13 protein-coding genes and 1 tRNA gene are annotated in these 19,794 nt (G+C 69.2%); 4 read left to right on the forward strand and 10 right to left on the reverse strand.

Going from position 1 to position 19,794, the window contains the following annotated elements:
- Window positions 1–18: 18 nt before the first annotated feature.
- From serC to JRI60_RS18785, 3 genes are all read left to right on the forward strand, one after another.
- Window positions 19–1,107 carry a 3-phosphoserine/phosphohydroxythreonine transaminase gene (serC, locus tag JRI60_RS18775; RefSeq protein WP_204227232.1) on the forward strand — a complete coding sequence of 363 codons (1,089 nt, stop codon included), beginning with the start codon at window positions 19–21 and terminating at the stop codon, window positions 1,105–1,107.
- 30 nt (window positions 1,108–1,137) lie between these two features.
- Entirely contained in the window at window positions 1,138–1,701 is a 564-nt protein-coding gene (locus JRI60_RS18780; RefSeq protein ID WP_204227233.1) for a chalcone isomerase family protein, read from the forward strand.
- Between the two features lie 213 nt (window positions 1,702–1,914).
- Window positions 1,915–4,008: a M13 family metallopeptidase gene (locus tag JRI60_RS18785; protein WP_204227234.1), complete on the forward strand. Its 2,094-nt coding sequence runs from the start codon at window positions 1,915–1,917 to the stop codon at window positions 4,006–4,008.
- A gap of 37 nt (window positions 4,009–4,045) precedes the next feature.
- Here the strand turns inward: JRI60_RS18785 and JRI60_RS18790 are convergent, their stop codons facing one another.
- Both JRI60_RS18790 and JRI60_RS18795 read right to left on the reverse strand, forming a co-directional pair.
- Entirely contained in the window at window positions 4,046–7,300 is a 3,255-nt protein-coding gene (locus tag JRI60_RS18790; protein WP_204227235.1) for an MSCRAMM family protein, read from the reverse strand.
- Between the two features lie 102 nt (window positions 7,301–7,402).
- Window positions 7,403–8,437, reverse strand: coding sequence for a PA0069 family radical SAM protein (locus JRI60_RS18795; RefSeq protein ID WP_204227236.1), 1,035 nt, complete (start codon window positions 8,435–8,437; stop codon window positions 7,403–7,405).
- A 135-nt stretch (window positions 8,438–8,572) separates the two neighbouring features.
- On the opposite strand from JRI60_RS18795, the gene JRI60_RS18800 reads away from it, so the two are divergent.
- Window positions 8,573–10,297: a L,D-transpeptidase family protein gene (locus JRI60_RS18800; RefSeq protein WP_204227237.1), complete on the forward strand. Its 1,725-nt coding sequence runs from the start codon at window positions 8,573–8,575 to the stop codon at window positions 10,295–10,297.
- On the opposite strand, the gene JRI60_RS18805 is transcribed toward JRI60_RS18800, so the two are convergent.
- The 8 genes from JRI60_RS18805 to prfA all read right to left on the reverse strand — a co-directional run bounded on the left by JRI60_RS18805 (window position 10,294) and on the right by prfA (window position 19,488).
- The gene (locus JRI60_RS18805) at window positions 10,294–11,286 is read right to left on the reverse strand and encodes a D-Ala-D-Ala carboxypeptidase family metallohydrolase (RefSeq protein ID WP_204227238.1); all 993 of its coding nucleotides are present in this window, start codon (window positions 11,284–11,286) and stop codon (window positions 10,294–10,296) included. The genes JRI60_RS18800 and JRI60_RS18805 overlap by 4 nt on opposite strands.
- Before the next feature lie 134 nt (window positions 11,287–11,420).
- Window positions 11,421–13,322: a TolB family protein gene (locus JRI60_RS18810; RefSeq protein ID WP_204227239.1), complete on the reverse strand. Its 1,902-nt coding sequence runs from the start codon at window positions 13,320–13,322 to the stop codon at window positions 11,421–11,423.
- 72 nt (window positions 13,323–13,394) lie between these two features.
- Window positions 13,395–13,467, reverse strand: a tRNA-Gly gene (locus tag JRI60_RS18815).
- Window positions 13,468–13,530: 63 nt separating this feature from the next.
- Window positions 13,531–15,504, reverse strand: a complete 1,974-nt coding sequence (locus JRI60_RS18820) for a PPC domain-containing protein (protein ID WP_204227240.1) — start codon at window positions 15,502–15,504, stop codon at window positions 13,531–13,533.
- 184 nt (window positions 15,505–15,688) lie between these two features.
- Window positions 15,689–16,078 (reverse strand): zf-TFIIB domain-containing protein, encoded by a 390-nt coding sequence (locus JRI60_RS18825; protein WP_204229002.1) that lies wholly within the window; start codon window positions 16,076–16,078, stop codon window positions 15,689–15,691.
- A gap of 171 nt (window positions 16,079–16,249) precedes the next feature.
- Window positions 16,250–17,515: a UDP-N-acetylglucosamine 1-carboxyvinyltransferase gene (murA, locus tag JRI60_RS18830; RefSeq protein ID WP_204227241.1), complete on the reverse strand. Its 1,266-nt coding sequence runs from the start codon at window positions 17,513–17,515 to the stop codon at window positions 16,250–16,252.
- Between the two features lie 21 nt (window positions 17,516–17,536).
- Complete coding sequence (prmC, locus tag JRI60_RS18835) at window positions 17,537–18,403, reverse strand: peptide chain release factor N(5)-glutamine methyltransferase (protein WP_204227242.1); 867 nt, start codon at window positions 18,401–18,403, stop codon at window positions 17,537–17,539.
- The gene (gene prfA, locus JRI60_RS18840) at window positions 18,400–19,488 is read right to left on the reverse strand and encodes a peptide chain release factor 1 (RefSeq protein WP_204227243.1); all 1,089 of its coding nucleotides are present in this window, start codon (window positions 19,486–19,488) and stop codon (window positions 18,400–18,402) included. The genes prmC and prfA overlap by 4 nt, the downstream gene beginning before the upstream one ends.
- Window positions 19,489–19,794: the final 306 nt, after the last annotated feature.

A 19,794-nucleotide genomic window follows, 5' to 3' on the forward strand; every position in this document is an offset into this window, starting at 1 on the left:
TTTCGTGAGGACACAGCCATGCGCGTCATCAACTTCAACCCCGGCCCCGCTGGACTGCCCCTGCCCGCCCTGGAGCGGGCGCGGGACGAGCTGATCGATTTCCAGGGCTCCGGCATGTCCATCATGGAGCACAGCCACCGGGGCAAGGAGTACGAGGCGGTCCACACGGAGACCATCTCCCTGCTCACCGAGCTGCTGGGCATCCCGGACACCCACCAGGTGCTGTTCCTCACGGGAGGGGCCGCGCAGCAGTTCGCGCAGGTTCCGATGAACTTCCTGCCTCCGGGGGCCAGCGCGGACTACCTGATCACGGGGGGGTGGAGCGAGAAGGCCTATGAGGAGGCGAAGCTGGTGGGGCAGGCGCGCATCGCCGCCACCACGGTGTTGCCGGACAAGCGCTACGTGCGGGTGCCTCGGCCGGACGAGGTGAAGGTGGACCCGAAGGCCGCCTACGTGCACATGACGAGCAACAACACCCTCTACGGCACGCAGTGGCACACGTGGCCCGAGGTGGGGGACGTGCCGTTGGTGGCGGACATGAGCTCGGACTTCATGTGGAAGCCGACGGACGTGAGCCGCTTCGCGTTCATCTACGCGGGGGCGCAGAAGAACCTGGGCCCCTCGGGCGTCCTCATCGCGGTGGCCCGCAAGGACTTCATCGCCCGGGGACGCAAGGACATCCCGAAGATCTTCCGCTACTCGACGCACGCGGAAAACAACTCGCTCTACAACACGCCGCCGACCTTGGCCATCTACCTGTGCCGCAACGTGCTGGCGTGGGCGAAGCAGGTGGGAGGCCTGGCGCAGCTGGAGAAGTGGAACCGGGAGAAGGGCGAGCTGCTCTACGGGGCGTTGGACAAGCACGCGGGGTTCTACCAGGCGCCGGTGGAGAGGGAGTCGCGCTCGTTCATGAACGTGGTGTTCAAGCTGCCCTCGGAGGCGCTGGACGACAAGTTCGTGGCGGAGGCGAAGAAGGCGGGGATGGTGGGGCTCAAGGGACACCGGCTCACGGGAGGCATCCGCGTGTCCACGTACAACGCGGTGTCGGTGGACAACGTGAAGACGCTGGTCTCGTTCATGGAGGAGTTCATCCGCAAGAACGGGTAGCGTGGCGGCCTCTACCTAGCAGGAGGGGTCATGAAGAAGAACGCCACGCTGTTCGCCGTCGTGATGGCCGTAGTGCTCGCGCTGCCCGCCGCCGCCAAGGAGGTGGCGGGCGTGCAGTTCCCCGACACGGTGTCGGCCGAGGGGAAGGAGCTGAAGCTCAACGGGGTGGGCCTGCGCAAGAAGATGGTGTTCAAGGTCTACGCGGTGGGCCTGTACGCGGAGAAGACGTCGCAGAACGCGCAGGAGGTGATCGGGTCGGACCAGGTGAAGCGGGTGCGCATGGCGATGCTGCGGGACCTGGACAAGAAGACGATCACGGACGCGATCGTGGATGGCTTCAAGAAGAACGCGAAGGACAAGCTTCCGGCGCTGCAGCAGAGGCTGGACACCTTCGCGGCGGCGATTCCGGATCTGAAGAAGGGTGACGAGCTGGTGCTGACGTACGCGCCGGGCAAGGGAACGACCATCGAGAGCAAGGCGGGACAGAAGATCTCGGTGGAGGGGAAGGACTTCGCGGACGCGCTCTTCTCGGTGTGGCTGGGGCAGAGTCCGGTGGACGAGAGCCTGAAGGACGGGATGTTGGGCAAGGAGTAGGAATCAGTCCCCCGGGTTGCCCGCTCCGACTCCCTCTGGGAGAGGGCCGGGGTGAGGGTCTTCCCGAGTGACGCTCCGAGCGACCGTGTCGCACCGTGTCACCCACTGTCGAGTAGAGGGTGAACGAGCCGAGGCGCTCATCCAGGGGTTGCAGGGAGCGGGGCGCCGAGTAGGGTGCGGCCCCCTCTTCCACTCGACATGGAGAAATACTGGATGAGAAAGGCATTGCTAGCCGCCTGCTGTCTCCTCGCGTCTGCCTGCAAGACGGCGGAGCCCGCGCCCCAGCCGCCGCAGCCGACGCCGGAGCAGCCGGCGCCAGCGCCGGAGGCGAAGCCGTTGCCGCCGGGGCTCGACGGAGCGGCGATCAACGACAAGGCGGATCCGTGCGAGGACTTCTACGAGTACGCGTGCGGCAACTGGGTGAAGACCGCGGAGATTCCGGCGGATCGCCCGCGCTGGTCGAGGGGCTTCGACACGATCGCCGCGCGCAACGAGGATCTGCTCCGGGACATCCTGGAGGCGGCGGCGAAGGGGAAGGCGCCGGAGGGGACGCCCCATGCGCGGAAGCTGGGTGACTTCTATGGCGCGTGCATGGACGAGGCGCAGCTCGAGGCGTCGCTGCCGGGGCTGAAGGCGCAGCTGACGAAGCTGACGGCGGTGAAGAACGCGAAGGAGCTGGCGCAGGTGGTGGGGACGCTGCACGCGCAGAGCGTGTTCCCGCTCTTCCGCTTCGGCTCCAACACGGACCTGAAGGACGCCACGCAGGTCATCGGCGAGGTGGACCAGGGAGGCCTGGGGCTGCCGGACCGTGACTACTACGTGAAGGACGACGAGAAGTCGAAGGCGCTGCGCGCGGCCTACGTCGAGCACATGAAGAACATCTTCGTGCTGCTGGGCGAGACGCCGGAGCAGGCGGCGAAGAGCGCGGCGTCGGTGATGGAGACGGAGACGGCGCTGGCGAAGGGCTCGATGACGCGGGTGGAGCGCAGGGAGCCGCAGAAGCTGTACCACCGGCTGGAGCGCAAGGGCCTGAAGCAGACGGCGCCCACCTTCGCGTGGGACGTGTACTTCACGGCCGCGGGGGCCAAGGACGTGCAGCCGATCAACGTCAGCCACCCGCCGTTCTTCCAGGAGGTGGACCGGCTGGTGAAGACGCTGAAGCCAGAGGCGTGGAAGCCGTACCTGACCTGGCACTACGTGACGAGCGTCACCCCGGCGTTGCCCAAGAGCTTCCAGGAAGAGCGCTTCCGCTTCACGGCGCAGAACCTGACGGGTGCCAAGGAGGACACGCCGCGCTGGAAGAAGTGCGTGCGCTTCACCAACGGTGCGCTGGGCGAGGCGCTGGCGGTGCCTTTCATCACGCAGACGTTCGGTGAGGACGGCAAGAAGACGACGCAGCAGATGGTGGAGGAGATCGAGAAGGCCTTCGAGCGCAACCTGGACACGCTGGCGTGGATGGACGCGGCCACGCGCGAGCAGGCGCTGGTGAAGGTGCGGAAGATCGTCAACAAGATTGGCTACCCGGACAAGGGGCGCAACTACGACGACGTGAAGGTGGAGCGGGGCTCGTTCCTGGGCTCGCTGCTGAACGCGTCGGCGTTCGAGCAGGCGCGGCAGCTGGCGAAGATTGGCAAGCCGGTGGACAAGACCGAGTGGCTCATGTCGGCGCCGACGGTGAACGCCTACTACAACCCGCCCTTCAACGAGATCGTCTTCCCGGCGGGCATCCTCCAGCCTCCGTTCTTCAACCGCGAGGCCTCGGCGGCGGTGAACTTCGGCGCGATGGGCATGGTGGTGGGGCATGAGATCACCCACGGCTTCGACGACGAGGGCCGCCAGTACGACGCGCAGGGCAACCTGAGGGACTGGTGGACGCCGACCTCGGACAAGGCCTTCCGCGAGCGCGTGGCGTGCGTGAAGAACCAGTACGACGGCTACACGGCGGTGGATGACGTGAAGCTGAACGGGGCGCTGACGCTCGGCGAGAACGTGGCGGACCTGGGTGGCCTGAAGCTGGCGCACGCGGCCATGGAGGCGTGGCTGGCGAAGGATGCGGACGCGGCGAAGAAGGCGGACGGCTACCGCTACACGCCGAGCCAGCAGTTCTTCCTCGGCTACGCGCAGTCGTGGTGCTCGAAGTACCGCGAGGCCTTCGCCCGGCAGATGGCGGTGCTGGATCCGCACTCGCCGCCGTACTGGCGCGTGAACGGGCCGGTGGTGAACCTGCCGACGTTCCAGAAGGCCTTCCAGTGCAAGGAGGGCTCGAAGATGGTGAGCCCGGCCGCGCAGCGCTGCGAGGTCTGGTAGCGCACCGTTGGACGTGAGGGCCCGGCAGCTCCTTGGCTCAGGGACGTCTGTCGCCAAAGAGCTGCCGGCTCGGACGGCGCTCCCACCGGGGAGTCACATCGCGTGACACCTCGCCCGGGTCGGGCAACTCCAGTACCTCGTGGTGCAGAGCGACGTCCTGGTCAGTCTTGCGCACCAGGAGGAGGGTGTAGGTCCCCGGCGGGATGAAGGGGAAGTGGAAGAGGCCCGGTTCGTCCGAGGACGAGGGCCAGTAGGCCGACACCACCATCCGCTGCAAGGCTTCAGGTGAGTCCGGCGCCGGGACGCTTCCATCGACGAGGAGGAGACCGAAGGAGTAGGGCTTCATGTCGACCCCGAGCAGCCTCAGCCTCAGTGTGGTGCCGGCCCGGGCTTCCTCGAAATCGAGCGTCACCACGCCCTGGGTGGGAATCTCCACGCGTTGGGGATGGATCGTCCGCGCTCGGTCGATGTGCCTGCCGTTGAGCCGCACGATGTAGCTGCCCGCGGGCAGGCCACGGAATTCGTAGGCGCTTTCGGCGACGGGCTCGTGCTTCTCGAAGGACCCATCCAGCGAGCGGATGCCGATGCCGTACAAGCGCTTTTCCGCCAGGTTCACCCTTCCCCGGAGGATGGCTCCCTTGTCGAGCGACACCGTCACCTCCGTCCGCTGGGAATCGAGCGCCATCCGCTTCTGGATGTACGCCGGATGCACCACGGTGAGTGTGAGGGGGCGCTCCTCGACACCCGAGAGGGTGAAGGAGCCGTCGCCCTGGGTCCGCGCCGCGCCGTCCCCCTCGCGGAGGGAGCCGAGCTCCCGTGTGTCCACCGGAGTGTCGCTCACGCCCACCATCGCTCCGGAGACGGGGCCGCCGGTGGCCGCATCCACCACCTTGCCCCGGAGGGTGCGGCCGGTCTCGAGCACCACCTCGCCGAGCGTGGTGTCCTCTCCCTCCTTCACCTGGAGCTCGCGAGTGGTTCCCACGAGGCGCGGAGCGGTGAAGTCGAGCTTCGCCGTTCCGCTCTGGTCGATGGGCCAGGTGAAGATTCCCTGGGGGTGCGTCATCTGGACGCCATTGAGCTGGAAGCGCGTGACGGGCGTGCCGTCGGTGCGCACCACGCGTCCGCGGATGGTGCCTCGCTGTTGGAGGACGAGACGCAGGTTCGTGGCACCCGCCCGGACCTCGATACCGTCATTGCTGCTTCCGGTCTCCGAGCTCGTGCTCCCGCTCGCCTTCGCATCGAAGACATACCCATCCTTCACGGCGCTCACCTCGTAACGCCGGGTCTCGAGGTGTCGCAGCTGGAAGCGCCCGTCGGCCCCCGTGTAGGGGCCCTCCGCCCCGTTCGCGTAGTACGCCCTTTCCTCCTCCCCCGGCTCCATCAGTCGATAGGCTCGGATGCGGGCCTCGGGAACGGGTCTGCCCTCGCCATCGACGACGATGCCCGCCAGCGGTAGCCCCGCGGGGAGCTGGAGCCGCACCTGGAGCGATTGCGTTCCCACGAGCTCGACGGGCCGGGAGACCTTTCGCATTTCCGCGCTCGGTGTATCCCGGGCGGAGAGGACGTACTTTCCGGGTAGCAACCCCTCGAGGGTGAAGTGTCCCTGCTCGTCCGTGGTGGTCTGCCTCTCCGGCCTCGAGCCGGCTTCTGGCTCGGGCGGCGCTATCGAGACCGTCGCTCGTGAGACGGGCGCCCCTGTCTCATCCACCACCGCGCCCACCACCTCCGCGCCCGTGGACAGCACGACCTGGACTCCAGTCGATGGTGCCGACACGGGCCGCGTGATGGGCGTGAAGTCCCCATGATCGGCCTGGAGCTGGTAGTTGCCGGGCTTCGGTGCCGCGAGCGCGAACGTGCCATCCTTCTCGCTGGAGGACCGGACGACTTCCTCGTCGCCGAGGTCCTTCAGCAGGAGCGTCACGTTCTCGAGGGGCTCGCCACGGGGTCCCACCACCCGGCCCTCGACCACGGCGGCTTCCTCGAGGACGAAGTCCTGGGAGGTGGGCCCCTCCACGTACTTCACCACGGGCGGCGGGTTCAGGTACCGCGGCGCTTCCACCCTGAAATGGTACTTCCCTGGCTCGATGGGGCCGAGCTCATAGGTGCCCTCCGAAGTCGTCCGGGTCTTCCTCCACGGGTGCCCGTATTCAGCGACGAGGGACTGCATCGAGATCCTGGCTCCGGAAATGGGCCGGCCGGATGTGTCTCGCACCGTCCCCATCACCCGAGCGCCCGCCCCGAGCTCCAGCACGAGCTCCGAGTCGTCCACGCCGGGTTGGAGCAACGCCTGCCCGGCCGCATCCAGTCCCGAGAAGGTGGCACCCACCTCATACCAACCCGGGCGCAGGCCCTCGAAGGAGAAGCGGCCCTGTTCGTTCGTGGGGGTGTCGAGCTTGCGGTGCTCGCCCTCGGCGCGCACCCGGGCGCCCGGCACGGGCTTGCCACCCCTCGTCACCTGGCCCGCGAGCCGCAGCGGCCGCAGGAGCGTCACGGGCTGCTCGCGCTCGGAGAGCTCGCGCACCATCGCGTGTTCGTGCAGGAAGCCTTCCTTGGCGAAGACGAGGTTGTACTCCCCCTCCGGCAGTGGCCCGAGGCGCCAGCGGCCCTCCGCGTCGGAGAGTGTGTCGAAGAAGCGGCTGTGCTCGACGAAGATCGCGGTGACGAGCGTCCCCGGGACGGGCCGGCCCTCCTCGTCGGTGAGGTGGCCCGAGAGCGTCATTCCCTGGCCGACCCGCAGCTCGACGTCCTCCGTGCCCGTCCCGACGTCCTGCCGGAGCGCGGTGCCGAAGGGGCTCTCGGTCCAGAGGGCATAGCGGCCCGTCTCCAGTCCCTCGAGGGAGAAGTGGCCCCGCGCGTCCGAGGTGGTGCGTGCGAGGGGAGGCGCCTCTCCCCGCCGCACCGTCACCAGCTCCGCCTGTTGGGAGGCCGCCATGCCGCAGCCGCACTGGAGCAGCTTCTGCTCGCAGTGGTTGTCGCACTGGCAGGGCAGCTCGGAGAGCGCCTCGTCCGGGGTGGGGGAGGTGGCCACCACCACCGCGCCGGGGACGGGCTCGCCCTGGGGCCCCACCACGGTGCCACGGATGTGGAGGCTTCCGCGAGGGGCGGGGAGTGGCGCCTCGAGGAGCGCGTTCACCGGGCGCTGGTGTCGAGCGGTGTCCCGTGCTCCCTCGTGCCGCCCGGTCTCCTCCTCCGTCAGGTCGCTCGCGGGCCTGTCCGTCCACGTGCCGCTCGCGTACCCGAGCACGGCCGCCAGCACGGCCAGCGCGACACCGATTCCCAGCCACCGACGCATCTGCTCCACCCCCTCTCGGCTCGCGGAGCCGAGCGCGTGAGACGCCTCACCGGGAGCGTAGGACTGGCGGAGCCTTCCGCGTCAACCGGCCGTTCGCGGGAGTCAGAAGAAACTGAGCTGGGTGCCCGGCTTCATGGGGCGGCGGAAGGGGCTCTCCTTCTCCTCTTCCTCCATGCTCCACGTGGTGTTCAGCCCCACTCGGCGCGCGGTGGTGTGGAAGAGCTTGTGGATGGTGTCCGCGTAGAGGCCCTCGCCGCGCATGCGGACGCGGAAGCGCGCATCATTGAGCTCGCCCCCGCGCGTCTCGCGGATGCGGTGCAGCACGCGTTCGGCTCGCAGCGGGAGCTTCTCGCGCAGGCGCTCCTCGAAGACGGCCTGTACCGGGCCCGGCAGCCGCAGCAGCGTGTAGAAGGCCCGCGTGGCTCCGGCCTCGCGCGCCGCGGTGAGGACTCGCACCATGTCCTCGTCGTTCAGCCCGGGGATGACGGGCGCCACCGCCACTCCCACGGTGATGCCCGCCGCCGCCAGCCGCTCGACGGTCTGCAGGCGCCTTCGGGGCGTGGCCACGTACGGCTCCATGGCGCGGGCCACCTGCTCGTCGTGGAAGGGCAGGGTGATGTACACCGACAGCCGCGCCTCCTGCGCGAGCGTCGTCAGCACGTCCAGGTCCCTCTCGATGAGGGGGCCCTTGGTGATGATGCCCACCGGGTTGCGGTACTCGGCGCACACCTCCAGGCAGGCCCGCGTGAGACGCAGCGAGGCCTCGAGCGGCTGGTAGCAGTCCGTGACGCCGCTGAAGGCGACCGACTCGCCCTTCCAGCTCTTGCGCTCGAAGGCGGCGCGCAGCAGCTCCGCGGCCTTGGGCTTCACCACCAGCTTCGTCTCGAAGTCCGTGCCGGCGCCGAAGCCGAGATACTCATGGTAGGGCCGCGCGTAGCAGTACGCGCACGCATGGAGGCAGCCCCGGTAGGGATTGACGCTCCAGGTGAAGCCGACGTCCGGGCTGTCGTTGCGCCCCAGCACCTCGCGGCTGTGGTCCTCCAGCACTTCCAGCTTCGCGGGAGGAATCTCCTCCAGGTACTCCACCGCGGTGGTGTCCCAGGGGTTGGGCGGATTGGAGACGGGACGGGGTTTCACACTCCCAGGGTGAAGCTGAAAGGACGTTCAGTCAAGGCTCCGTTGGCCGCCTGTCACCGGACCTGAACGGTCAGGAGGGCGAGCGGCCGAGCCCGCCTGCCTGCCTCGTCCTTCCGGGGTGCCTACCGTCGCCCCATGCGCTCCTGGCTCGTCCTGCTGTGCGGCTTGCTTCTCGGGACTCCCGTGCTCGCGAAGGGCGGTGCGCCTCCGTCCTTCGAGTCCGCGGTCCACGCCCGGGCCGAGGAGGAGCCGAGGGCCATGTCCCAGGCCCTGCTGCGCTTCTACGAGACCCGGGGCTTCCAACCGGCGTGGTTTTCCTATGACGGCGCGGTGCGGCCGCAGGCGGGCCAGTTCCTCGCGGCGCTCCGCGAGGCGGAGTCGGAGGGCCTGTGGCCGGAGCGCTACCACCGCTCGGCGCTCGACGACGCCTTGCGACGGCTGGCGCTCGAGGGTGAGCCGGAGGACTCGTGGATGGAAGTGGAGTTGCGGCTCACGTCGAGCTTCATCTCCTACGCCTCGCATCTCCTGTCCGGGCAGGTGTCCTCGCGGCGCGGCCCGTGGCGGACGAAGCCGCCGGGCGCGGTGGTGCTGGCGGCGGTGATGGAAGGAGCGCTCGCCAGTGGCGATCTGTGCGCGACGCTGCGGAGCTTCTCCCCGACGCACGAGGGCTTCGTGCGGCTTCGCGAGGCGCTCGCCCGCTACCGCGCCATCGCCGCCGCCGGAGGCTGGCCGCTGGTGCCGGAGGGCGGGCCGCTCGAGCCGGGGATGAAGGATCCGCGCGTGGCGGTGCTGCGCGAGCGGCTGCGTGTCACGGGAGATCTGCCGCCTGCTCCAGAGGAGCGGTTGCTCTACCCGGGGGCTCCGGGCGTGAGCTCCGTGGTGCTGGTGGGGGACCTCGTCCGCGCGGCGATGGAGGTGGCTCCGGAGTCCCCGCGGACGCCGGTACCGGAGGACCTCTACGACGCGAAGCTGGAGGAGGCGGTGAAGAGCTTCCAGCGCAGGCAGGGGCTGGAGGCGGACGGGAAGGTGGGCGGGGAGACGCTGAAGGCACTGCGGGTGCCGGTGGAGGAGCGCATCGCGCAGCTGCTGGTGAACCTGGAGCGCTGGCGCTGGGCACCGAGGGAGCTCGAGCCCCGGTACGTGATGGTGAACCTGCCGGCCTTCGAGCTGGAGGCGGTGGAGCGGGGGCACACGGTGCTGCGGATGCCGGTCATCATCGGAGAGCCGGACTGGAGCACGCCGCTCCTGGCGGACGAGGTGGAGTACCTGGTGCTCCACCCGGAGTGGAACGTGCCGGGGAAGATCACCCAGGAGGAGGTGCTGCCGAAGCTGCGGGAGGACGCGGGCGCGGCCGAGACGCTCGGGTTGACGGTGATCGACAAGGCCACGGGGCAGGCGGTGGACGCGAGGTCGGTGGACTGGAACGCCCTGGGGGAAGGCCCGTTGACCTACCGCTTCGCGCAGGCCCCCGGGGAGTCCAACCCGCTGGGCCAGGTGAAGTTCATCTTCCCCAACCCGTATTCCATCTACCTGCACGACACGCCGAACCCGGCGCTCTTCACGAAAGCGAACCGGGCCTTCAGCCACGGCTGCGTCCGGGTGTCCGAGCCGGCGAAGCTCGCGGACTTCATGCTGCGGGGCCACGAGGGGTGGACGGAGGCGTCGCTGGCGGCGGAGATGGAGAAGGCCGGAGCGCCCCGGCGGGTGGAGCTGCCCGCGCCGGTGCCGGTGTACCTGCTCTACTGGACGGCCTTCGTGGACGCGGAGGGCCGGGTGGCGTTCCGGCGGGACATCTACGAGCGCGACCTGGAGGTGAGGCGGGCGCTGGCGATGAATCCGGTGCCCACCACGCGCGGTTAGCGCTTGCTCCAGCGGGCGGGGGTGCCGCGCACGTCGATGTGGACGAAGGGCCCGTGGACGCGGTTGGCGCGGTAGACGCCGTAGCCGCCGATGAGCTCGGGCACGCGCTGCTCCACCTTGTCCACGGCGCGGGCGAGCACCTCGGCGTCCTTCACGTCGACGCGCCCGTTGCCATCGAGGTCATCCATCTGCCCATCGCCGTCGTCATCGAGCCAGACGTCGGCCGCGTCGCCGTAGGTGTGGCGGCTGAACTTCGCGCGGCCTTTCTCCCCGGGCCCGTTGTACTGGGGCGTGCGGAAGCCGCTCATCACGTGGAGCCCCTTGGCCGGATGGCCCTGGGTGCGCAGCTCCTGGAGCACCAGCTCCAGCTTGTCCACCAGCCGCAGGTCGAGCACGAGGTACTTGGGCCAGACGTGGGCCTGATCCTTGGTGAGGAAGTTCCTCAGACGGAAGTGCTCGGAGACGGCGAAGTCCTGGTTCTGGGGTGTCACCTCGATGAGGAGCTCCGGAGGCGCGTAGTTGCCGGTGCGTCCGGCGGTGCGGGCCGGCCAGCGGCCGATGTGGTAGCCGTTGAGGCGCGGAGAGGAGCCGTCGAAGTGGACGGGGGTGATGACGGCGTGCGAGCCGCCGAGCGTCCAGACACCCGGCTGACCCGGGGCCTTCAAGCCCTCGGGGGTGAGGGACGCGGGCGTCTGGGCTCCGGAGCCCACGGCGAGCCACCGCGCTTCCTTCAGGCTCTCGGGGACGGAGAGGTGCGGCTGGAGGGATTCACCCGGGGGCACGACGACGGCGCGCAGGGCTCCGCTGTGGCCACGGGAGAGCAGCTCCGCCTGGGGGGGAACCTGAGCGGGAGGCGCCATCGAGGCGCCCTGGACCGCTGCGGGTTCCGGGTTGGACGCCATGGCGTACTGCGCCAGGAAGAGCAGGGTGGCGATGAGGATGAGGACGGCCGAACGGCCGAGGGGCAGACGAGTACGGAAAGAATTCACGCGGACTCTGCACAGTTGGCCGCGAGGAAAAATTCCTCCCTCGGATGGGAGGCAGGGAAGACCCCGGCCAGCAACCCCTCCCCGAAGGGAGAGGGGCCACTGGCCGTTTGTGAGCGCCCGGGGAGGCCACGGCCTCAGCGGATGACGGGGACGACCTCCGTGGTCCACTGGGCGATGTGGTTGGACGTGGAGATGTCCTGGATGGGCAGCACGAGCGCGGGGTAGCTGGGATCCTGCCCGAGCGCGACCTTGTCCGGGTCGACGGCGGCGATCCACAGCAGGGTGCCGTTGGGGTTCTCATCGCCACCGGCGGGCGGGTTGCGCAGTCCGTACCTGCGGCTGGAGGAGAAGGTGAACCACTGCAGCTTGGAGCCCGGCTCGCGGGTGCGCTGGTAGCGGAAGGGGGCCCACTTGGGGAACGAGTTGGTGAGGTTCGTCCCGGAGTCGCGCTTGCCGGGGGCGTTGGCGTGGGTGAGCTCGATGGGGGTGGAGCCGGCCTCGGCCTTCACGGCGAACAGCCGGGCGGAGGGATCGCTGTCCGCGTTGCAGTCCCTCACGTAGGTGCCACTGGGGCAGGTGGACTCGTTGAAGAGCACGAACGTGTTGTCCGGAGAGACGGCCGGGTAGTAGCGGTTCCTGCCGTCCACGGCGGGCGCGAGCGTCACCGGGGCACTCCAGCCGCTGTCGGTGCGGTTGACCAGCTGGATGGCGCCCTTGCCGAAGCGCTGGTTGGTGCCCTTCACGCCCACGGTCACGAAGGCGATCTTCTGCCCGTCCATGGACCAGTCGGGGTGGTTGGCGGGGTTGGTGCTGGTTCCGGTGCCGTCGATGCGCTGCACCTTCTTGCCGGTGTTGCCGTTGAAGAGCATCAGGTTGAAGTCGGTGGCGCCCGAGTCCGCGTAGACGCCCACGTACTGCGAGCCATCGGGGTTCCAGGACTCGAAGATGCTCTTGTCGGGAGAGGCGCTGCCCTGGTCGAAGGGGACGAGGAGCGACTTGGTGCCCACGTCCATCAGCACGAGGCGCCCGTCGTTCTGGCCGCTCGTCTCGGCGACGAGCTTCTTGCCGTCGCGCGACAGGGCGTGGCAGCCGAGGCACTTGCCGCCCGCGGCCTCCGGGCCGATGAACTTCTCGCCCGAGGTCCCCGAGGCGCTGGTGAAGTCGAAGCGCATGATCGCGGAGCCGTTGGAGGTGGTCCAGTAGTAGAGGCCGCCGGTGAGGTCGTCCTGCGAGAAGGACAGGGCGAGCGACGCGGCGGTGCCCACCTGGGAGCCCGAGTCGTCGGTGCCGCGCAGGGAGACGGTGACGGGCTCGCCACCGCGGTTGGTCTGGGAGAGCCACAGCCAGGTGGTGTCGTCCGGCCGGTAGACGCAGCCGCCGTTGAGGGGCTGGGCGCAGCGCAGGTGGACCTTGAGGTCGGTGAGGCTGTTCTGGAAGGCCAGCTCGAAGAGGGTGTTGGAGGTGCCGGGCAGGAAGTGGAGCTCCACGCCGCGAATGTTGGGGGGCAGGAGCACGCCGTCATTGGGGTAGACGAGGTCGGGTTTGCGCGTGTCGCTGGCGGGGCCGGAGAAGAGGTCCGCCGCGTTGTCGGGCACGGAGGAGGAGGCCGGATCCTTCACGCTGCCGCGCAGCTTCACGGACACCTGCGTCGTGCCGCGCACGGTGCCCGCGATGGCCGAGACGGTCGTCACGCCACCCTGGTTCTTGTAGGTGGTGAAGGTGCTGCCCGAGAAGCCACCGATGAAGTTGTTGTCCACCGAGAAGCGGACGCGCGGGGTGATGTCGAGCGTCTTGCCGTCCTCGAAGGTGCCGATGGCGCGGTAGGTGGCGGTGGCGGACGTCTGTCCGGCCTCGATGAGCAGCAGCTGATCCGCGGGCTCGACGGTGATGGACGTCAGCCCGGGGATGGCCGCCTCGCCGGGGGTTCCACCATCGTTCGACGGGTCACCCGAACCATTGCCTCCGCCGCCACTGCATCCAGTGGACGCCAGGAGGAGCATCGCGAGAGTCGTGGGGAGAAGAAGGGGAATGCGCATGCGGCGCATTGTGGCCCAGAAAACAGCGAAGCCGGCAATTCCTCGGTGAACCGAGGAACTGCCGGCCTGGTGAGCGGCGGACGGGATTCGAACCCGCGACCCCGAGCTTGGGAAGCTCGTGCTCTACCAACTGAGCTACCACCGCGTTGGAAGCAGGCCCAAAGTAGGGAGCCGGACGCGGCTTGTCAACGAGAAGAATCGAGGGTGGCTATTCGCCCTCCTCGACGGTGAGCTGGTAGGCATCCTGGAAGTTGGCCTCGCGGTTGCGGGCGTCGCGGACCTCCAGGAAGTAGACGCCGGGCTCGGCGCTGTAGCGGATGACCTCGGGCTGGTCGCCCTTGGCGCGGTCCGACGTCTGCACGAGCGACGGCTTGCCGTCCTCGCCCTGGCGGTACAGGTAGAGGCCCACGTCCACCTTGAGGATGCCCAGCAGGGTGGCCTTCAGCGCGGTGCGCACGGGCCGGTCCGACAGGTCCAGCCGGTAGTAGTCCACGTCCTTGAGCGGGTAGACGGTGCCGCGCACCGGCTTGCCCGGGGTGAGCTCCATGGCGCGCTCCGTCGCGTTGTTGGGCTCGCGCTCCTCGCTGCCGTTGTCGGGGACGGTGGTGATGCTCAGGCGGTAGGGCTGGTCCGCGTTCTCGTAGTCGCGCACCCACTTGCCGTCCACCTTGCGCGCGGCGCCCTGCACCCGGAAGTAGCAGGTGCCGCCGCAGGCCACGTTGTTCAGGCGCTCGGGCTCCTTGATGGCGCCCTCGTTGACGCGCTGGACCACCGTCTCCTTCTGGCCCTCGCCCTCGGGGGCCTCCACCACGGACAGCTCCAGGTCCATGAGGTCCACCCCCGACAGCTCCACCTTGGCCAGCATCGGCTCGCTCGTCCTCAGGACGAAGTTGTCCACGTCCCCCTTGGGCGAGAGGAAGCCCTCCTTGTAGCCGGACATCGGCAGCGGGGTGGCCTTGTACAGCTCCTCGTTGGGCTCGAGCTCCGCGTTGGCTCCGGCCTCCTCCAGGGACACCTTCAACGTGTAGGCCTTCTCCGAGCTGAAGCCGCGCCTGGCGTCCTTGCCCGTCCCCGTCCAGCCACTCTTCACCACCACGTACACCACGCGATCGCTCGCCCGCACGCCCACGTTGCGCAGCGCGAAGCCCTCGCTCTCCTTGCCCTTGGTGGTGAACAGGGGCGCCTCCGCCGCCGAGAGCACCGACAGCTCCGTCCGCACGCCCTCGACGCCCGTGAGCTCGAGCCTCAGCGCCACCGCGGCGGGCTCCTCGGGCGGGGGAGCCGGCTGGCCCGGGACGGGCACGGGGACTTGAATCTGGGGGAAGCCCCCTGGCTGTGCCGGCGTGCCGGTGCCGCTCGGCGTGTCCTCACCCGTGGGGGTGGGGGCGTTCGCGGTCTCCCCGGCGCTGGGGGGAGCCTCCTCGGAGGAGCCGGGGGTCGGGAGCGGGGGATTGGTCCCCTCGGGCGACTGTGCCTGCGCCTGGTCCGGGGTGGGCGGCGTGGCGCCGGGCGCGGCACCGGTGGCACCGCCCGCGTCCTCGGTGGGGGCCGGCGCTGGGGGAGTCCCTCCGAGGGGCTCGGGCAGCTCCAGGCGGTACCAGTCCTCGTCACCCGCGTGACCGATGAAGCCCGTCACCGCCAGATCCAGCTGCATCGGGGTGGCGTCCACGGCCCGGTCGTTGGGCTCGCGCTCCACGCCCTCCTCGGCGGGGTGGTAGCGGACGTCGAGCGTGTAGGCGCCGCCGGTGCCCTTGCGCGCCGAGGCCACGCGCACCCAGCGCTCGCGCTCGACGGAGAGGTTGGGGAAGCGCTCCGGCTTGTCGTTGCCCGCGCTGTTGATGCTGGCGCTGCGCACGCCGGGCGCGTCGTACACCTCCAGCACCACGTCGCCGCCGGGAATGCCGGAGACGGTGACGTCCGCCACGCTCGGGCCTCCGGGGGCGAGCCGGTACCAGTCCTCGTCGGGCTTGGACGGATCCGCGCCCAGGCTGGCGCTCACCGTCGCGTCCCGGCCGAGGGTGAGGGCCTGGTCGGGCCGGTCATCCGGCTCCTTCTCGTCCAGCTGCTCCGGTCCGACGACCACCGGACCGGCGTCCGGCGCCTCGCTGTCCTTCTTCGAGCAGCCGCTCGGGCAGCCGATGAGCAGCAGGGCCCACGGCCACACCCACCCCAGACGTCGCATTCCGTTCCCTCTTGGCATTCGGGCGCCTACTCAATCCCCTGGCGCCCGGGTGTCAAGGTTCGCCAACAGACCCGCCGGCGGTTTCATCCCGGAAAAGGATGGGACCGTGGACGGAGCCGTGGCGTTCCTGGCCCGTGGGGTACGGGCCGGGAGGGGGAGGGAAGGGGACACCCCCGGAGGGGCGTCAGACGGCGGCTGACTTCCTCTTGGCGCCGAAGTGGCGGAAGAAGTCGATGATCTCCTGCTCGGCCACCTTGGCATCGGTGGCGTCGGCGAACTCCGACTCGAGGAAGATGCCGCCACAGGACTCGCAGGTGTCGTAGTGCAGCGGGTGCTGTCTGTCCCCGCCGTCTACACGGACGAGGTCCACCTGGCACTCGGGGCACTGACCCGTGAGAGCCTCGGCGTCGACCTTGCCGCCCTGGCTCTCGAGCCCGGGAAGATTGTTGTGGAGGAGGATCCGGTTGAGATCCGCGACGTCGATCCAAAGTCCGCCGCACTCTCCACACTTGCGCAGCGTCTCATGCTCCCCTTCGAGCTCGGCCATCTCGACGCTGCAACCGGGGCAATTCATGGGGTGGGTCATTCTCCTGTAGGGGGGAGTCGAGCTCCCGTGGGGGTTCGTCCGGGGACGGCTTGCTCCCCGGACGTTCAGAGAATGATAGGTCGCATGAATTTTAGGATGCAACCCGACTGCGCAGATGTGTTCACGCCAGCAACTCCGGCCACCCCCCGGGCCGGGGTCTCAGGCCTTCACACGGCGGATATCGGCCCCCAGCTTGCGTAGCTTGTTCTCCAGGCGCTCGTACCCCCGGTCCAGGTGGTAGATGCGGGCGATCTCCGTCTTGCCCTCGGCGCGCAGGCCGGCCAGGACGAGGGAGGCGCTGGCGCGCAGGTCCGTGGCCATCACCGGCGCCCCGGACAGCTTCTTGACCCCCTTCACCACGGCCGTGTGGCCCTGGATGGTGATGTCCGCCCCCATCCGGTGCAGCTCCGGCACGTGCATGAAGCGGTTCTCGAAGATGCTCTCGGAGATGACCGAGGTGCCGCTGGCCACCGTCATGAGTCCCATGAGCTGGGCCTGCATGTCGGTGGGGAAGCCGGGGTGCTCGGTCGTCTTCACGTCCACCGAAGTGACGACCTTGGGGGCCTTCACCCGCAGGCCGTGCTCCTCGGCGGTGATGGTGCAGCCCGTCTCGCGCAGCTTGAGGATGACGGACTCCAGGTGCTCGGGCACGGCGTGCTTGACGAGCACGTTACCGCCGGTGATGGCCGCTGCCACCATCAGCGTACCCGCCTCGATGCGGTCCGGGAGGATGGCGTGGTCCACCGGCTTGAGCGAGTCCACCCCGTCGATGGTGATGACGGAGGTGCCCGCGCCCTCGATGCGGGCACCCATCTTGTTGAGCACCCGGGCGAGCTCCTCCACCTCGGGCTCGCGCGCGCAGTTCTCCAGCACGGTGCGGCCCTTGGCCAGCACGGCCGCCATCATCACGTTCTCCGTCCCCGTCACGGTGATGAGGTCGAAGTTGATGGTGGCGCCCTTGAGCTGCTTCGCCTTGGCCTCGACGTAGCCCTCGGTGAGGGTGATTTCGGCGCCCAGGGCCTTGAGGCCCTTGAGGTGCTGGTCGATGGGGCGGGCCCCGATGGCGCAGCCGCCGGGCATGGACACGCGGGCCCGGCCGAAGCGGGCCACCAGGGGGCCGAGCACCAGCACCGAGGCGCGCATCGTCTTGACCAGGTCGTAGGGGGCCTCGGGGGTGATGGGCCCCTCGACGGACACCTCGCACACGTCCTTCTTGCGGCCGGTGAGCCTCGCCGACTGGCAGCCCATGGTGTCGAGCACCTTGAGCATGGTGACGACGTCGGCCAGGTCCGGCACGTTGCGGTAGACGCTCTTGCCGTCGGCCAGCAGCGCCGAGGCGAGGATGGGGAGCGCCGCGTTCTTCGCTCCCGACACGTTCACCTCGCCCTGAAGCGGGTGGCCACCCTTCACGATGATCTTGTCCATCAGTTCCGTCTCTTCCCGTGGCTAGATGGCCACGGGCTGTGTCCCAAAAGCGAGGCGATCCCGCCGCTCCAGGTCCTTCTCCACCCGCGCGTCGTCGTAACCCGCGGCTTGGAGGAGGGCCTTCACGGCGTCGCCCTGCGTCTCGCCAATCTCCATTGCAAGCAGCCCGCCAGGTTTGAGGACGCGGCGGGCGCCCTGGACGACCTTGCGGATGAGCACCAGCCCGTCCGGTCCGCCGTCCAGCGCCATGCGGGGCTCGCGGCGCACCTCGGGGGACAGGCCGGCGATCTCCCCGGTGGCGATGTAGGGGGGATTGGAGACCACCACATCGAAGCGGGCGTCCGGGGGCAGGGGAGCGTAGAGGTCGCCCTGTAGCACCGTCACCCGCTCCGCCACACCGAGCGCCTGGGCGTTCTCCCGGGCCAGCGTACAGGCGTCCGGGGACAGGTCCGTGGCCAGCACGGTGGCCTGTGGCCGCTCGGCCGCGAGGCTGATGGCGAGGCAGCCCGAGCCGGTGCACACATCCAGCGCGGTGCCGGGCGCGTCCTTGGGCAGCCGGTGCAGGGCGGCCTCCACGAGCAGCTCCGTCTCCGGCCGGGGGATGAGCACCCGCGGGTCCACCTTGAAGGGGCGGTTGTAGAACTCCCGCACGCCGGTGAGGTACTGGGTGGGCTCACCGGCCATGCGCCGCTCGATGAGGGCGCGGAAGGTGGTGAGCTCGGTCTTCTCCATCGGCCGGTCGAGGTCCACGTACAGGCGCACCCGGGTCGTCTTCAGCACGTGGGCGAGCAGCACCTCGGCGGTGAGCCGGGGGGCGTCCACGCCACGCTTCTCGAAGTGCTGGGTCGTCCAGGTGAGGACCTTGCGGATGGTCCAGGTATCGCTCATGCGCCGTTGCCGGGGCCTCCGCCCACCTGCTGCTTGAGGGCCTCGGCCTGGTAGTGGGTGCGGCAGGCGGTGATGACGTCCTCGACCCCGCCGGACATGATGGCCGGCAGGTTGTGCACCGTGAGGCCGATGCGGTGGTCCGTCAGCCGGTCCTGCGGGAAGTTGTAGGTGCGGATCTTCTCGGAGCGGTCGCCCGTGCCCACCTGGCCCCGGCGCATGGAGTCGCGCTCGTTGCGGATGCGCTCCTGCTCGATCTCATAGAGCTTGGCGCGCAGCATGCGCTCGGCCATGGCGCGGTTCTTCGTCTGGCTCTTCTCCTGCTGGCACTTCACCACGATGCCCGAGGGCTTGTGGATGAGGCGCACCGCGGAGTCGGTGGTGTTCACGCTCTGGCCGCCCGAGCCCGTCGAGCGCATCACCTGCATCTCGACGTCGGCCGGGTTGATCTTGATGTCCACGTCCTCCGCCTCGGGCATCACCGACACGGTGATGGTGGAGGTGTGGATGCGGCCCTGGGCCTCGGTGGCCGGCACGCGCTGCACCCGGTGCACGCCCGACTCGTACTTCAGGTGGCTGTAGACGCCGTCGCCCGACAGGGTGATGGTGACGTCCTTCACGCCGCCCACGCTGCCGGGGCTCATGTCGAGGATGTCCGCCTTCCAGCCCTTGCGGTCCGCGTAGCGGAGGTACATCTGCATGACCTCCTCGGCGAACAGGCCGGCCTCGTCTCCGCCGGCGCCGGCGCGGATCTCGAGGATGACGTTCTTCTCGTCATTGGGGTCCTTGGGCAGCAGGAGGATCTTCAGCTGACCCTCCATCTCCTCGCGCTGCTCCTTGAGGCCCGGGAGGGCCTCGCGGGCGTAGGCCTTCTCGTCGGGGTCCGAGCTGCCGAGCCAGGCCTCGACCTCCTTGAGGTCGGCGAGCACCTTGCGGTAGGTCCGGAAGGTGTCGACCAGCTTCTCGAGGCCGGCGCGCTCCTTGGAGACCCGCTGCAGCTTGGCGGTGTCGGAGATGATGTCCGGGTTGGAGAGGTCGGCGGTGAGGCGCTCGAACTTGCGCTCCACCTCTTCGAGTTTGTCAATCATCGGTCTGGGGTCGGGGTTGTGCCCCGTTGTCTGGCCCCTGGCAAGGCCGGACGGGGTCAAGAAATTCCGTGGACTTCCGGGCCGGGAGCGTGAAAAAAGGGCGGTTCGCTGCCGCCAGTGCGGCCCACTTCCGCTAATACGGAGTACCAGAAGATGCCTGCCCAGAAGGGAAATCGCAGCAAGAAGAAGCTGTCCAACCGCGCTTCCTCCAAGAAGGCGGCCCTCAAGCGCCGCCGCGCCCGCGAGCGCCGCAAGTAGTTCATGCCTGCCTCCTCCCCTGGAGACCAGGGGAGGGGGCGAGCACCC

The organism is Archangium violaceum, from assembly GCF_016887565.1.
Lineage (GTDB): Bacteria > Myxococcota > Myxococcia > Myxococcales > Myxococcaceae > Archangium > Archangium violaceum_B.

What these genes read in the sequence shown, in the direction of transcription:
- murA (WP_204227241.1), bottom strand. Translation starts at nt 17,515, where the DNA reads ATGGACAAGATCATCGTGAAGGGTGGCCACCCGCTTCAGGGCGAGGTG.
- JRI60_RS18820 (WP_204227240.1), bottom strand. Translation starts at nt 15,504, where the DNA reads ATGCGACGTCTGGGGTGGGTGTGGCCGTGGGCCCTGCTGCTCATCGGC.
- JRI60_RS18780 (WP_204227233.1), top strand. Translation starts at nt 1,138, where the DNA reads ATGAAGAAGAACGCCACGCTGTTCGCCGTCGTGATGGCCGTAGTGCTC.
- JRI60_RS18785 (WP_204227234.1), top strand. Translation starts at nt 1,915, where the DNA reads ATGAGAAAGGCATTGCTAGCCGCCTGCTGTCTCCTCGCGTCTGCCTGC.
- JRI60_RS18825 (WP_204229002.1), bottom strand. Translation starts at nt 16,078, where the DNA reads ATGAATTGCCCCGGTTGCAGCGTCGAGATGGCCGAGCTCGAAGGGGAG.
- prfA (WP_204227243.1), bottom strand. Translation starts at nt 19,488, where the DNA reads ATGATTGACAAACTCGAAGAGGTGGAGCGCAAGTTCGAGCGCCTCACC.
- serC (WP_204227232.1), top strand. Translation starts at nt 19, where the DNA reads ATGCGCGTCATCAACTTCAACCCCGGCCCCGCTGGACTGCCCCTGCCC.
- prmC (WP_204227242.1), bottom strand. Translation starts at nt 18,403, where the DNA reads ATGAGCGATACCTGGACCATCCGCAAGGTCCTCACCTGGACGACCCAG.
- JRI60_RS18790 (WP_204227235.1), bottom strand. Translation starts at nt 7,300, where the DNA reads ATGCGTCGGTGGCTGGGAATCGGTGTCGCGCTGGCCGTGCTGGCGGCC.
- JRI60_RS18800 (WP_204227237.1), top strand. Translation starts at nt 8,573, where the DNA reads ATGCGCTCCTGGCTCGTCCTGCTGTGCGGCTTGCTTCTCGGGACTCCC.
- JRI60_RS18810 (WP_204227239.1), bottom strand. Translation starts at nt 13,322, where the DNA reads ATGCGCATTCCCCTTCTTCTCCCCACGACTCTCGCGATGCTCCTCCTG.